Here is a 13,434-nt window from a genome sequence, read left to right on the forward strand (position 1 = left end):
TGTGGGAATTGTCTGGGGCGGTGTAGCCTTTTTTCTGGTTAAGGCAATTCGGTTCGAAAAAAATAAAACAAAAGAAACTGATTAAATGGCTAAGAAATCAATTCCATCCGTTAATGAGATCCCGAAATTTCTTCATAAGGAAAAACTTCTTCCTGTTTTCTTTCTTGTTGGTGAAGATGATTATACAATCGAAAAAACAGTTGAAGAAATAAGGAAATTTGTTGAACCCCTTATTTCGTCTGAATTTGATAAGGAATTTATTAATGCTGAAAGAAATGTAAACCTTAATCAGATTCTTGATGCTGCGTATTCATTCCCTTTCGGAGGAGGTAAAAAATTAATAGTAATTAAAAATTTCGAAAGTATTGCAAACAAGAAGGAGCTGAACAATTATATTAATTCCCCCGCCGAATTTACTGTGATGATAATAACTCAGATATCAAAACCCTCGGATTTGTCGAAAGAGCCTTATGCACTCCTGATTGATAAAAAATTTTTATTTGAAGCTAAAACTGAAGGCGGTAATGACCTGATTGAGTGGCTTATCAGGATTTCGGAACAACTCAATTCCCCAATCGATTATGATACGGCGCAGGGATTAATCGAAATTGTCGGAAACGATAAAGGTCTGCTCGAAATGCAGGTCCGGAAGATTTCGGATTATTCAATCGGTAAACCGAAACTCAGTTTCGATGAAATTAAAAAACTGGTTTCACCTACTAAGCAATATTCAATTTTCGAACTTCAGGATGCAATTGGTGCAGGTAATAAATCGAAAGCTCTCGAAATTGCATTCAACCTAATTGATGCAGGAATTTCCATAGTTATGATTATTAGCATGCTTGCGAAATATATTAGTGCAGTATCTCAGGTTTCGGAATTAACCCGTTCAAATGTAAACGACAACGAAGCCGCAAGAAAGATCGGTGTTAGCTGGTATTACTATGTCAATTGCAAAAAGGCCCGGTTCCTTCTACCGGATGAAAGGCTACTTAAAGCCTCCCGGGCATTATTTAATGCCGATATGGCTGTAAAATCCAGTAATACTGAGTTTAAAACAATTCTGATAATGATGCTTTCTGAAATGATGGAAAATTAAAAACTTGGAAAATCTTGAAAAAAAGCAACTTTATGACTAAAATTAATTCAAAAATTTTGAAACAATCTCAAATTTGACTGGGTATAATTGACACTTAATCGGAATCTAATAGAGTTAACAGACGAGGAATTAATAAAGGAATTTCAGGTTTCCAATACAATGGACGCTTATGAAATTCTGGTTCGGCGTTATAAAGATCCGCTAATGAATTTTGTTTTCAGGTTTGTGGGGGACCGGGATGCATGTTCGGATATAGTTCAGGACACAATGATAAAATTTTATCTCAATAAGGACTCATACCGCGAATTCGCAAAATTCTCCACCTGGATTTATACTATTGCGGGTAACCTGGCTAAAAATGAATTGAAAAGAAGAAAAAGAAGAAGTCTCTTCTCAATTGATAACTCCGATGACGAACGTTCTATACAGATTGAGGATAAATCCTTTTTAGCTCCCGATCGGTCCGCTGATAGTGAGATTAAAAACCAAATTATTCAGAATGCTCTGCTAAGGGTAAAACCGGTCTATCGGGAAGTTGTAGTTCTTCGTGACATTCAGGGTCTATCTTACGAGGAAATCGCTGAAATTACAAAATTGTCTATTGGTACCGTAAAATCCAGAATCAACCGGGGGAGAACTCAATTGCAAAAACTATTGAAAAATATTTATAAAGAGTAAATCTATGGGAATAAACATCTACAATGATCAGGACAATAAATTTGAAAAATTAATTGAAGATTTAAAAGATCTGCCGAAGATCAATGCACCGGATAATTTTGAATTTCAGCTGATGACTAAAATTCAGAATAAAAATTTCGGGGTAGATAAAGAACCGAGAGAGAAGTTCAACGTAATTAAATTTTTTGCTCCGTCTGCTGTTGTTGTAACTGTAATTATCCTCTTTTTTATTTTTCTGCCTGCTAATGATCAACAGAATGAAAATCTGCTTATGAGCGATCCTCCTCAAATCATTTCTCAAACGGATCAATCTGCTTCCAATGGAGATTTAGAAAACACCGCTACTTCATCGTCTCAAAAGAACTATCCGCCTGCTGAGAACAGGTCTCTTCAATCCGGTTCGGGTGAATTAGCTATTAATCCAAACGATGCAGTATTATCGAACAATCCCAAATACCCGATTTCACGTAGCAGGTCGGTAGCGCTTGATGATTTTATCTCTGGAAATAAGCAGAAGAAGAGCAGTCTTCAGCAGGGAAATGTTGTTAGGGGTGGGGAATCGGCATCCGAATTCGATGGCTTTTTCATCAGGGAGGAGTTGGATCCCAAAACACTACAGAAATACCGGACTACGTTGGACTCTATTAAAAAAGCTGAGGCGCGTACAGATTCATTAAAAAGAGCTAAAAAAACAGAATAATCCCAAAAAACGACTAAATATTTGTTTTTTTGAGACATCATCCGTAAATTTCGACCTCAAAAATCAGCAAGGAAGTAGTTATAAATGAAAACAGGTATTCATCCAACCTACAGAAAATGTGAAGTTTCATGTGTTTGCGGAAATACATTCGTAACACGCTCAACAGTAAGCAGTATTAAGCTCGAAATTTGTTCCGAATGCCATCCATTCTTTACCGGAAAACAGAAAATTGTCGATTCTACCGGTCGTGTTGAAAGATTCAAAAAGAAATATGGTTTTAAACAAGCTTAAACAATTACTTTATTATTGCACAAGGGCTGTTCGGTTTTACAGCCCTTTCGTGTTTTAAATGGTCCTGCAATTATTAGCTTTTCTTTTTATAATGGATTTTTATCATGAGCGATGAACAGAAAACCGTTTCAGGTAGTTTGAATCTTTATCAGGGTGTTAGGGGCTTTGCAGTAAAAATATTGAATCGAATTGACAGAACCGATGCCTATCTCGATAAACTCCTTGAAATTGAATTAAAAAACTCGAACCTCTCCGGCCCGGATAAAGCTCTTTTGTTTGAAATTGTCCATGGCGTTATGAGATGGATGGGCAGAATCGACTGGATTCTGAATGGATTTTATAAAGGGCAATTCTCTAAAGTTGTACCGAATATTAAAAATGCTTTGAGAGTAGCTCTTTACCAGATCCTTTTTCTTGATAAAGTACCCGACTACGCGGCGGTGAATGAAGCTGTTGAGTTCGTAAAAAAGCTTCAGGGACAGAAATATGCTGATGTAGCCAATGGTGTTTTGAGAAATATAATACGCAACAAGGAGGGAATTAGATATCCCAATCCTGATGAAGATCCTGTTGCATACCTCAGCGCTTACTACTCTCATCCCTCCTGGATTGTAAAAAGGTGGACTGCACGTTTCGGTAAAGAGGAAACAGAACGATTACTTATAGCCAACAACAACAAACCCGTTCTTACACTTCGTGTCAACAATCTTGTAACAACTAAAAGCGACTTTAAAAAGCTTCTTGATTCAGTGCAGCTGAAATATTCTGATAGTAAAGCAGTTGAACAGTTTATTCGTTTAAGCTCCCTTTCCAACATTACCGATTGGGAATACTTTGCAAAAGGATTTTTTTCTGTTCAGGATGAAAGTACCGGATTCCCTGTTCTATTGCTTGATGTTAAACCCGGTATGCGGGTTCTTGACCTTTGTGCAGCACCCGGCGGTAAAACCGCCTTTATTGCTGAACTGATGGAGAACAATGGTGAAATAGTTGCTTTGGACCGTTTCGAAAGCCGTTTAAAGATTCTCAATAAAAATCTTGACCGTCTTAAAGTCTCTATCGTAAATACAATTGCAATTGATGCTAATGAGTTCTCTGACGAGAAGGGATTCGACCGTGTCCTAATTGACGCGCCATGTTCGGGACTCGGGACTCTAACAAAAAAACCTGATCTTAAATGGAAGAAAGACTTGGGTGATATCAGAAAAATTGTTAATATTCAGCAGGATTTAATTAGAAAGGGAGCATCACTCCTGAAGCCCGGCGGCTACCTCGTCTACAGTACATGTACTATTGAGCCGGAAGAGAATTTCGAAAATGTTAAGAAATTCTTAAATGAAAATCAGGATTTTAAACTCGTTGATGCATCCTCTATTATTCCCGGAGAATTTGTGAGTCCGGAAGGATTTGTTCAAACATTTCCTCATATTCATGATTTTGACGGCTCTTTTGCCGTAAAACTGGTTAGGGAACATTAACTAACTCTATAGATTATGAATGAAGCTTTAAAAAAATTTGCGACAGAATTAAAAACTTCCCGAGAAGCTAAAGAAATATCACTCAACTATATTGCCAGCCGGACAAAAATCGATATCAGATTTCTTCAGGCAATTGAAGAAGGCAATTTTGATCTCTTACCTGAAATTTACATGCGTGCGTTTATAAGGGAATATGCTCAATTCTCCGAAATTGATGTTAAAGAAGTCTTAAAAAAATTCGATCTTGCTAAACGCGGCCTGCTTGAAGAAAATTCCTCACAGGAAAAAGAACCGGATGAATCCTCAGCCGCGGAACAGACAATGAGTGAAAAGGTTGAAACAAAACCTGCTCAAAAAATCATGGAGGAAACCGAACCGGATTCTAAAGAACCGGCAGATCATCAAGTAACCGCAGAGATTCCTCCCAAAAAAATTGAAATAAAAAATTTATATGTCCTTTCATTTTCCGTGCTTGTTATAATGTTATTAATTGCCTATTTCATTTTTTTCAATGGTCCGTCCAAAGAAATTATTGCTGATATACCCGACCAGGACAGGATTGAACAATCCGGCGAACGTTTTGAACTGGAAGCAACGCCTCAGGCCAACGAATATATGCCTGAAGACGATAGCCTTAAGCTGGATTTAACAGGCTTGGGCCGTGTTTGGGTAAAAGTCCAATCCGATAGTAGAATTATTTTTCAGGGTTTCCTTTTGGAAAAACAGAACTCTTCTTTCAAGGCGCTGAATGAATTTAGAGTTTCAGTTGGTAATGCCGGATTAATTTCAATGGATCTAAATGGCAAACAATTGCAGATACCGGGAGCCAGGGGGGAAATAAGAAACTACATAATTAATTCAGATACAGTGAAATCATATATATTATCAGTACCGTCAAAGAATGAAACCGGATCCCCAAACTAGAATTGATCAACTCCGAAAGCTGATTAAAGAACACGATTATAACTATTTTGTTCTTGCCAGACCAACAATCAGCGATTATGAATACGACCGGCTCCTCAATGAACTGATTCAAATCGAGAAAGAGAATCCACATTTAGTTACACCTGATTCACCGACTCAGAGAGTAGGGTCGGATATATCTAACGAATTCAGAACTGTCACACATTCAATTCCGATGCTCAGTTTATCCAATTCCTACAGCGAAGATGAAATTCTAGATTTCGACAGGAGAGTAAGGGAAGGCCTCCCGGCGCATGAGAAAATTGAATACGTATGCGAACTTAAAATTGACGGTGTTTCAGTCAGTCTGAAATATAGAAATGGAAGACTTATAACCGCAGCTACGCGGGGCGACGGAACTACAGGTGAGGAAATAACAAACAATATCAGGACAATTAGATCCGTACCACTTACAATTGAAAAAGTACCCGGAAAGGATTTAAACCTTGTAGAAGTACGCGGTGAAATATACATGGAAGTTGAACAGTTTAACAGGCTGAACGAAGAACGCGAGCTAAACGGTGAAAAGACTTTCGCAAATCCGCGTAATTCAACCGCAGGTACAATAAAATTATTAGATCCCAGAATTGTTGCCCGGCGGCCTCTTCAGATCTTTGTCTATTATCTTTTTTCCGAATCTGATCAGCTTGTTACTCATTCTGAAAATCTGGAGCTTCTTCAAAAACTCGGCTTCAGGGTAAATAAGAATTACAAACTGTGCACATCCTTAGACGAGGTTTTTTCTTTCTGCCGGTTCTGGGAGGAAAAAAGAGAAACACTTCCATATGAAATTGACGGAGTGGTTATAAAAGTTAATTCGCTAAATCTTCAGAAAATATTAGGTAGTATTGCAAAATCGCCCAGATGGGCAATCGCATTTAAGTTTAAAGCCCGTCAGGCAAAAACTAAGTTGAACAGAATAACCTGGCAGGTTGGAAGAACCGGAACTCTTACTCCTGTAGCTGAACTTGATCCGGTCTTTTTAGCCGGTTCAACCATTAGCCGCGCTACTCTCCATAATATCGACGAGATAAGGAGAAAAGATATCCGGGAGGGCGATGCTGTTATAATTGAAAAAGGCGGGGATGTAATTCCCAAAGTAGTCTCTGTTGTTCTCGATAATCGTCCCAAAGATTTAAAGATTGTTGTTCCTCCGGATAAATGTCCGGTCTGTAATTCCTCTCTATTCAGGCCCGTGGATGAAGTGGCGATTTATTGCGAGAATAATTCATGCCCTGCGCAGGTTAAGGGAAGACTTCTTCATTTTGCATCCAGGGGTGCAATGGATATCTCAGGGCTCGGAGAATCATTGATAAACTTATTTGTCGATTCAGGGTTTTTAAGCAGCTATTCCGATATCTATTATCTTGCCAATCGAAGGGACGAATTAATCGGAATAGATCGTCTTGGAGAAAAGAGCATCGATAATCTTCTTAATGCCATTAGTGAAAGTAGGAAAAGACCATTTGATAAAGTCCTGTTTGCTTTGGGTATACGCTATGTTGGAGCCGGCGCAGCTAAAAAACTCGTGCAGTACTTCTTATCGATCGATAAACTTATTGAAGCCCGGCAAGAAGAGATTGAAAATGTTCCGGAAATCGGGCCGAGTATTAGCATGAGCATTAAAAGATTCTTTTCCGATCGGAATAATATTAAAGAAATTGAAAGACTAAGAGATATCGGTTTAAGTTTCTCGACGCATGCAAAATCGGAAAAATCACTAAAGCTCAATGGGGCTTCATTTGTTTTAACCGGTACTTTACCGAACTACTCAAGGGAGGAAGCCAAAGAATTGATTGAAAAGAACGGCGGAGTAGTTGTCTCTTCCGTTAGTAAAAAAACTAATTTTGTCCTCGCCGGCGAAAATGCGGGCTCAAAACTCGATAAAGCGGTTTCGCTGGGTATAAAAATTCTTACAGAGGATCAGTTTCTGGAAATGATAAGGTGAAAAAATGTTCGAAAAATTAAAATTGAAAATGGCCCATTATTATATCCGGAAAAAATATCTTAAACCTGTTGGGGAATCCTTCTCATATAATAATATTATCTCGAAAAGCAAGGATTTTTTTGTTTTGATGCCTAATGATGATAAGGATTTTTATCACGGACTCGAACTGATTAAATACCTTCGAATAAATAACAAAAATGTTACATTGTTTCTGCCTGAGCATAAATATAACCTGATCCCGGAAAAGGAAAAATTCCGCTATATCAGTTACCATGAGGATCAAAAATCCAGATTAAATCTGCCGGCCAAAAACCTGGTACAGCGGCTAAAATCGAAAGAGTATGAAGTAGTTGTAGATCTTAACCGGAATGAGGACGTATATTTCAGTTCCATAACCAATATCGTTTCTTCAAGGTTTAGAATCGGGTTTAATAAGGAAAGATCGGAAAACTATTATAACCTTCAGATTGTCAATTCAGCGGGTGATCCGGAGCTTATTTACAGGAATTTTGTGAATTTTTTAAGGATGTTTTAGAAATCGAACTTTTGAATAATGAAATGAATTTGTAGATTAGGGACGTAATTAATCAATTTTGGCGAATAAATGAGCGAAAATATCAATTTTGAACTTAGGCGGTCGGGGGATATTACCGTTTTTAAATTAAATGAAAAACGGTTCGATGCATCGATTGCTGGTTTTGTAAAAGGCGAGTTTACTATCCTTATGCACACCGAAGAAGTAAAAAAACTCGTGATAGATCTCTCTGAAGTCGAATATTGCGACAGTTCAGGTTTAAGCGCCATCCTTCTTGCTTTCCGAATATTACAGTCGAACGAAGGCCATATTAGATTGGCATCTCCTACTAAGAATGTAAAAACATTGATCGAAATTTCCCAGTTGGACAGAGTTTTAACAATCTGTAATACTGTTAACGAAGCAGTAAAAGACTTGGAAAGTATATAGCTGTAATTAAATCTCTTTTAATTAGAGTGCTTTCAAAGGAAATAAAATTCAATTCCCAAATTTGCCTTCAAACATTATATAATTAATTTTATTTTTGATTGTAAGTTCTGATTATAATCTGTATCTGCTGAGTTTTTATGATTTCTAAAGATGTATTGAGTAGAATAAAACTTGTAGTTTTCGACCTGGATGGTACAATCCTGGATGACAATGGTAATCTGGACGGCGATACTGTTGTGCTTGTTAATAAATTGAAGAATACGGGCGTTCAATTTTCCATCGCTACAGGAAGACTACACAGCGCTGTTCTCGATTTTGTCGATACACTTACTCTCGAACTTCCTCTGATAACTCTGGATGGCACATTAATAAAAAATCCCGTCTCCGGTGAAGTTATCCATCAATCAACTTTGCCCGAGAAAATCGTGGTCAAAGCATTGGCTCTTGCCGAACGGTATTTCCTGAAAATAGCATTATGCCATGGCGACGCAATCTATTATACTGAGGAGAATTCCGTTATTCAAAATCTATTGGAAAAATTCGGCGCCAGGTATGTATTTATCAATTCTTATGACGGGTACACAAGAGATACACTCGAAATAGTAATGACAGGAGACTATAGCGACCTCGTCCGCCAGGCTTCCAATAAACTTTCGTTCCCGTATACATTCGGCGTAAGAAATTCCTTTTATAAATCACAAAGTCACGGCGGAATCTATTATCTTGAAATTAGAAAAATGGGGTCTAGTAAAGGTGAGGGACTGATAAAACTCTGCAGGCATCTCGGAATTAAAATTAAAAATACCGCCGTTATTGGCGACTGGTATAACGATAAATCATTATTTGAAAACGATTCTTTGAAAATCGCTGTTGCAAATGCCGTTCCTGAAATAAAAAGGCTTTCCGATATGGTGACAAAGAGAACAAATAATGAGGGAGGGGTAAACGAATTTTTAAAATTATTGCTAAAAGCTAAATCATAAGTAAAATGAACAGGAATAAAGAAAAGGTAATGAGACAGAGTCTTCGACTCAAAATTCTGATAATCATCGTTACAATCATTCTGATTGTTATGATGTTTCCCCGGGGAGAATCGATTGAGTCGGATGTGACTGTTGGTTCTGTCTGGATAAAAGACGATCTAATTGCCTCCACTACCTTTGAAGTTCTTAAAAGCAGCGATATTTTTGAAAAAGAAAAAATACAGGCTGCCTCAAGAGTTCAGCCGATTTTTCTAAGGGATAACAGCATTTCCTCGCTTACAATCGACTCTGTACGTAAATATAACCGTATTATACCAAACCTTATCGACTCAAGAAAAATTGAAGGAGAATCTCCGAATACAGCTTTCCTTAGCAATAATTCGTTTGATGTTTTTTCACGTTTCAAGAGAAGAGCCGCCTCGTTTAACGGCGTTAGGACATATTCGCTAACAGAGGTGCTTCGTCTATCGAGGGATCTTCTCGAAAGAGTATATCAGAGGGGACTGCTTAATCTATCTTACAAAGAGATTAACCGGGACAGCATTTCGGTTAGAGACGGAAAATTCGAACACGTGTTCCCGAAAACGCTCTATCTCGACCGTGAAGTAGCAAATGAATACATACGCGGTTTTATTACACTGAACATCGGGACAAATAACGATTTAAATGAAGCTGTTACTGAATACGTCTCCTATTTCCTTAAACCGAATCTTATTTACAGTTACGAGCTGACCAACACGGCGATTCAAAATGCAAAGGATAAAGTTCCGCGCAACGTCGGTATCGTCAATGAAAATGAAAGAATTGTTGCAAAGCACGACCGAATTACACCCGAAGTTAAACTGAAGATCGATTCTTATAGAATTGCTAAAGGGGAGGAGATCGGTTTCTGGTCCCGGCTAGCCCAGAATATCGGTAAATTCACTCACATTTTCGTAATTCTGATTCTTCTCATAATCTATGTCTATTTATTCAGAAAGAGAATTTATAACGATAATCTTAAGATTCTTCTTATTTCAATAATTATTCTCTTCATCAGTTTTATTACCTACCTGATATATAACCTGAATGTATCCGCGCCGGTAGAATTTCTTGTAATTGTTCCGGTTGCCTCGATGCTTCTAACTATCATTTTTGATTCCAGAGTCGGTTTTTATGGTACAATAGTTATCTCTTTGATTGTCGGCGGATTAAGAGGTAACGATTATGTCTTCGCAATAATGAATATTGTGGCCGGCGGACTATCGGCCTATACGGTTAGAGATATTAAAAACAGAACCCAAATCTTCCGGTCATTCTTTTATATTCTTGTTGGATATGTGTTAAGTATAATTGCATTCAGTCTGGAAAGATTCGCGTCATTCGATCAGATGCTGGTCAGCTTTGCTTTCGCTGCATCCAATGCTCTTATCAGTCCGGTGTTTACATACGGACTCATTATTTTCATTGAGCGGATTTTCAAAATAACCACCGATCTAACACTGCTTGAGCTAACCGATTTCAACCATCCGCTGCTAAAAGATCTGGCGCATAACGCGCCCGGTACATTCAATCATTCAATGGTGATAGGAACTCTTGTAGAGACAACCGCAGAAGCAACAGGTGCTAATCCAATCCTTGCACGTGTCGGAGCTTATTATCACGACATCGGGAAATCACTGGACCCGGCAAGTTTTGTTGAGAATCAGATCAATTCGGAAAATATTCACGAGAAACTCACACCGGAAAGAAGTGTTGAACTGATCCGGAATCATGTTGAAAAGGGAATAACTCTGGCTCAGAAAAGTGATTTACCCCAGGAGATAATTGATTTTATCCCAATGCATCACGGTACAATGATTATTTCTTATTTCTACGAAAAAGCTAAAGAGCTTTACGGCGAGGAAAATGTTGAAGTCGATAATTTCCGCTACCCCGGACCTAAGCCGAATACAAAAGAGACAGCACTGGTTATGCTTGCCGATGCCTGCGAATCGACTGTTCGATCCGTTTCGGAAAGTGACCCGCAGAAAGTCGGAAACATTATTAATAATCTTATTAATGCCCGGGTGGATGACGGGCAGCTCGACGACGCCCCTCTGACTTTCAAGGATTTAAGCAAAATCCGGGAATCGTTTCACAAAATTCTTATCGGTCAGCATCATAAACGAATCCGGTATCCAAAACAGGAAGAACTTGAATCTGATAAGGATGACGATTAAATACCATGGAAGAATTCCTGAAAGAATATCTTACCATTTTACGCTTTGAGAAAAATCTTGCCGATAATACTATCAAATCGTATGAAAACGATATAAAAAGTTTTCTGGATTATTGTTTTAACAGTAATGTAACCGATCTTAATAATCTTACTGCAAATGATCTGACTCGATTTTTTGAGCAGCAGCGTCGGATAGGGAAAGACAGTTCCACCTCAGCAAGGTATATGTCATCAATAAAGGGATTCTTCAGCTATCTTATTGATAACGGATATATTGAATTGAATCCGACTGAAAAACTGATGTCCGTTAAAAAATCACGGAAGCTGCCAACTGTTCTCTCTTTCGATGAAGTAGAGAAAATTTTGAACATCCCCGATACTTCTGAAATTACTGGCTTGAGAGATAAAGCACTTCTGGAATTATTCTACTCGTCAGGCTTGCGGGTATCGGAACTTATCAATATTAAAATCAACGACCTTTTTTTTAATGATGAAGTAATAAGGGTGTTGGGCAAAGGATCCAAGGAAAGAATAGTTCCTGTTGGAAGCAGCGCTATCAACTGGATTACAGAGTATCTTAAAAGGTCCCGCCCGTATCTCGAAAAAAAATCGGTAAGTCAGAATTTTCTGTTCCTTAATAAAAGGGGTACAAGACTTTCAAGAATGTGGATCTGGAAAATAATCGACCGGTGCGCGAAAGATGCAGGTATTACCAAGGAAATTCACCCGCATACATTCAGACATTCATTTGCAACCCACCTTCTGGAAGGAGGAGCAGATCTCAGAGCCGTTCAGGAAATGCTCGGTCATGCCGATATATCAACCACTCAGATTTATACGCATATAGACCGTGAATATGTAAAACAGGTTCACAAAGATCATCATCCCAGAGGTTGAGCAGGTGAGCGGATCAAATATTCTGAAATATTCTTTCCTTTTTCTTTTCCTGTTTATTCTAATTAGCTGCAAACCGGTTGAAACTGACAGCGAAATTGAAGGTTTTTCAATCTGTCTCGGTGAATTTCCGCACTTCGACCAGGCCGAGTTGTTTAAGTCGAAACTTGATATTCAATTGTGGAGCAGAACTTCAATCAAGTCGGAAGAGGAGCGTCATCTGCTGCTTATCGGAAATTTCGATTCCTCCTTTGATGCGGGTAATGAAGCGCTTGATTTGTTCCGTAAAGGACTTATTACTAATTATAAAATTTATGAAAAGGGAAAATTCGTTTATGATGATTTCACAAACGTAATGTTTGTCGCCAGATTTCAGGGAAGACCTTCGGTTTATTCTTATAACATGATGACACGGCAATCCAGATTATTCTGGAGCCGCTGGGGAAGAAAGGTTATATCGTTAAACCACTCAGCGGACCGGAGCTATCTCTTTTTTGTTACAGCATTAGGCTACGGCAAACAGGGAAGTTTTTCTTATGTGCGTGATGCACGTGCTTACCGTTTTAAAAGTTCTGCGGAGGAGGTGGATGAATTAACGGAATTAGGCACCGGACTGCAGATTTATACCTATTGGGACGCAAAGGATACTTTTAAAGTTAATTTTACAAAACCCGACTCGATTAACTCAGACATTCTGATTCAGGAAATTTCATCATATCTGTATGATGGAAAAGTCATTGATCACAAAAAACGTACTTTCAGTTTGACGCGTGAGGGTTTTCCGAAACCACCTTCAATTCAACCACGGCTTCTCTCCGGTTCTATGGCAAAATCAATTCGGCTTACCCGGCATGAAAACCTGTCTTATATTTATCTGCGCGACTTGAAAGAAGGATCTGAAGTTTTAATCGGTAGCTTTTCCGGAGAATTGTTTGATGCAAAGTGGTCTGTGGATGATAATCATCTTTTTCTTATTGTCAGAAATAGAATAGTTAAGAGAGGAAAAACTGAAGAACAGCATGATTTGATGATTATCGATACGGCTCTTAAGAAGCTGGTCAGGACCTTTCACTCAAATTATTATCAGAATTTATTAGTTCACGGAAACTTCTTATTTTTTGACAGCCGATCGGGCACAGATTCATTCATTACGATATACGATTATCAGAATGATGATGTTTTCGACGAAATCAGATTACCCGGCGGATGCGGAATAAACAACCTTTAATGCAGATA

At 38.3% G+C, this 13,434-nt stretch carries 13 protein-coding genes; all 13 read left to right on the forward strand.

Translation table 11 applies throughout. From position 1 onward, the window contains the following. Nucleotides 1-85: 85 nt before the first annotated feature. The 13 genes from holA to PLZ15_12620 all read left to right on the forward strand — a co-directional run bounded on the left by holA (nt 86) and on the right by PLZ15_12620 (nt 13,426). Nucleotides 86-1,099, forward strand: a complete 1,014-nt coding sequence (gene holA, locus PLZ15_12560; protein HOI30580.1) for a DNA polymerase III subunit delta — start codon at nt 86-88, stop codon at nt 1,097-1,099. An 87-nt stretch (nt 1,100-1,186) separates the two neighbouring features. After that, a complete protein-coding gene (locus PLZ15_12565) occupies nt 1,187-1,777 on the forward strand; it encodes a sigma-70 family RNA polymerase sigma factor (protein ID HOI30581.1) in 591 nt (196 codons plus the stop codon). Nucleotides 1,778-1,781: 4 nt separating this feature from the next. Further along, a complete protein-coding gene (locus tag PLZ15_12570; protein ID HOI30582.1) occupies nt 1,782-2,477 on the forward strand; it encodes a hypothetical protein in 696 nt (231 codons plus the stop codon). A gap of 84 nt (nt 2,478-2,561) precedes the next feature. Next, entirely contained in the window at nt 2,562-2,768 is a 207-nt protein-coding gene (rpmE, locus tag PLZ15_12575) for a 50S ribosomal protein L31 (protein ID HOI30583.1), read from the forward strand. Nucleotides 2,769-2,872: 104 nt separating this feature from the next. Continuing rightward, entirely contained in the window at nt 2,873-4,246 is a 1,374-nt protein-coding gene (rsmB, locus tag PLZ15_12580; GenBank protein ID HOI30584.1) for a 16S rRNA (cytosine(967)-C(5))-methyltransferase RsmB, read from the forward strand. A 15-nt stretch (nt 4,247-4,261) separates the two neighbouring features. Continuing rightward, nucleotides 4,262-5,170 carry a DUF4115 domain-containing protein gene (locus PLZ15_12585; protein ID HOI30585.1) on the forward strand — a complete coding sequence of 303 codons (909 nt, stop codon included), beginning with the start codon at nt 4,262-4,264 and terminating at the stop codon, nt 5,168-5,170. After that, on the forward strand, nt 5,148-7,157 hold the full coding sequence (gene ligA, locus PLZ15_12590; protein HOI30586.1) for an NAD-dependent DNA ligase LigA: 2,010 nt from the start codon (nt 5,148-5,150) through the stop codon (nt 7,155-7,157). The genes PLZ15_12585 and ligA overlap by 23 nt, the downstream gene beginning before the upstream one ends. Nucleotides 7,158-7,161: 4 nt before the next feature. Beyond that, a complete protein-coding gene (locus PLZ15_12595) occupies nt 7,162-7,692 on the forward strand; it encodes a hypothetical protein (protein HOI30587.1) in 531 nt (176 codons plus the stop codon). A gap of 69 nt (nt 7,693-7,761) precedes the next feature. After that, the gene (locus tag PLZ15_12600) at nt 7,762-8,121 is read left to right on the forward strand and encodes an STAS domain-containing protein (GenBank protein HOI30588.1); all 360 of its coding nucleotides are present in this window, start codon (nt 7,762-7,764) and stop codon (nt 8,119-8,121) included. 137 nt (nt 8,122-8,258) lie between these two features. After that, nucleotides 8,259-9,104 carry an HAD-IIB family hydrolase gene (locus PLZ15_12605; GenBank protein ID HOI30589.1) on the forward strand — a complete coding sequence of 282 codons (846 nt, stop codon included), beginning with the start codon at nt 8,259-8,261 and terminating at the stop codon, nt 9,102-9,104. A 29-nt stretch (nt 9,105-9,133) separates the two neighbouring features. After that, nucleotides 9,134-11,305: an HDIG domain-containing protein gene (locus PLZ15_12610; protein ID HOI30590.1), complete on the forward strand. Its 2,172-nt coding sequence runs from the start codon at nt 9,134-9,136 to the stop codon at nt 11,303-11,305. A gap of 5 nt (nt 11,306-11,310) precedes the next feature. Then, entirely contained in the window at nt 11,311-12,201 is an 891-nt protein-coding gene (gene xerD / locus PLZ15_12615) for a site-specific tyrosine recombinase XerD (GenBank protein HOI30591.1), read from the forward strand. A gap of 4 nt (nt 12,202-12,205) precedes the next feature. Next, nucleotides 12,206-13,426 carry a hypothetical protein gene (locus tag PLZ15_12620; protein ID HOI30592.1) on the forward strand — a complete coding sequence of 407 codons (1,221 nt, stop codon included), beginning with the start codon at nt 12,206-12,208 and terminating at the stop codon, nt 13,424-13,426. Nucleotides 13,427-13,434 lie beyond the last annotated feature (8 nt).

The organism is Melioribacteraceae bacterium (genome assembly GCA_035362835.1).
Lineage (GTDB): Bacteria > Bacteroidota > Ignavibacteria > Ignavibacteriales > Melioribacteraceae > DSXH01.

Bases quoted from the DNA above. Each gene is read 5' to 3' on its own strand.
- ligA (HOI30586.1), top strand. From the start codon at position 5,148: ATGAAACCGGATCCCCAAACTAGAATTGATCAACTCCGAAAGCTGATT.
- rsmB (HOI30584.1), top strand. From the start codon at position 2,873: ATGAGCGATGAACAGAAAACCGTTTCAGGTAGTTTGAATCTTTATCAG.
- PLZ15_12610 (HOI30590.1), top strand. From the start codon at position 9,134: ATGAGACAGAGTCTTCGACTCAAAATTCTGATAATCATCGTTACAATC.
- PLZ15_12570 (HOI30582.1), top strand. From the start codon at position 1,782: ATGGGAATAAACATCTACAATGATCAGGACAATAAATTTGAAAAATTA.
- PLZ15_12595 (HOI30587.1), top strand. From the start codon at position 7,162: ATGTTCGAAAAATTAAAATTGAAAATGGCCCATTATTATATCCGGAAA.
- PLZ15_12600 (HOI30588.1), top strand. From the start codon at position 7,762: ATGAGCGAAAATATCAATTTTGAACTTAGGCGGTCGGGGGATATTACC.
- holA (HOI30580.1), top strand. From the start codon at position 86: ATGGCTAAGAAATCAATTCCATCCGTTAATGAGATCCCGAAATTTCTT.
- PLZ15_12585 (HOI30585.1), top strand. From the start codon at position 4,262: ATGAATGAAGCTTTAAAAAAATTTGCGACAGAATTAAAAACTTCCCGA.
- xerD (HOI30591.1), top strand. From the start codon at position 11,311: ATGGAAGAATTCCTGAAAGAATATCTTACCATTTTACGCTTTGAGAAA.
- PLZ15_12605 (HOI30589.1), top strand. From the start codon at position 8,259: ATGATTTCTAAAGATGTATTGAGTAGAATAAAACTTGTAGTTTTCGAC.
- rpmE (HOI30583.1), top strand. From the start codon at position 2,562: ATGAAAACAGGTATTCATCCAACCTACAGAAAATGTGAAGTTTCATGT.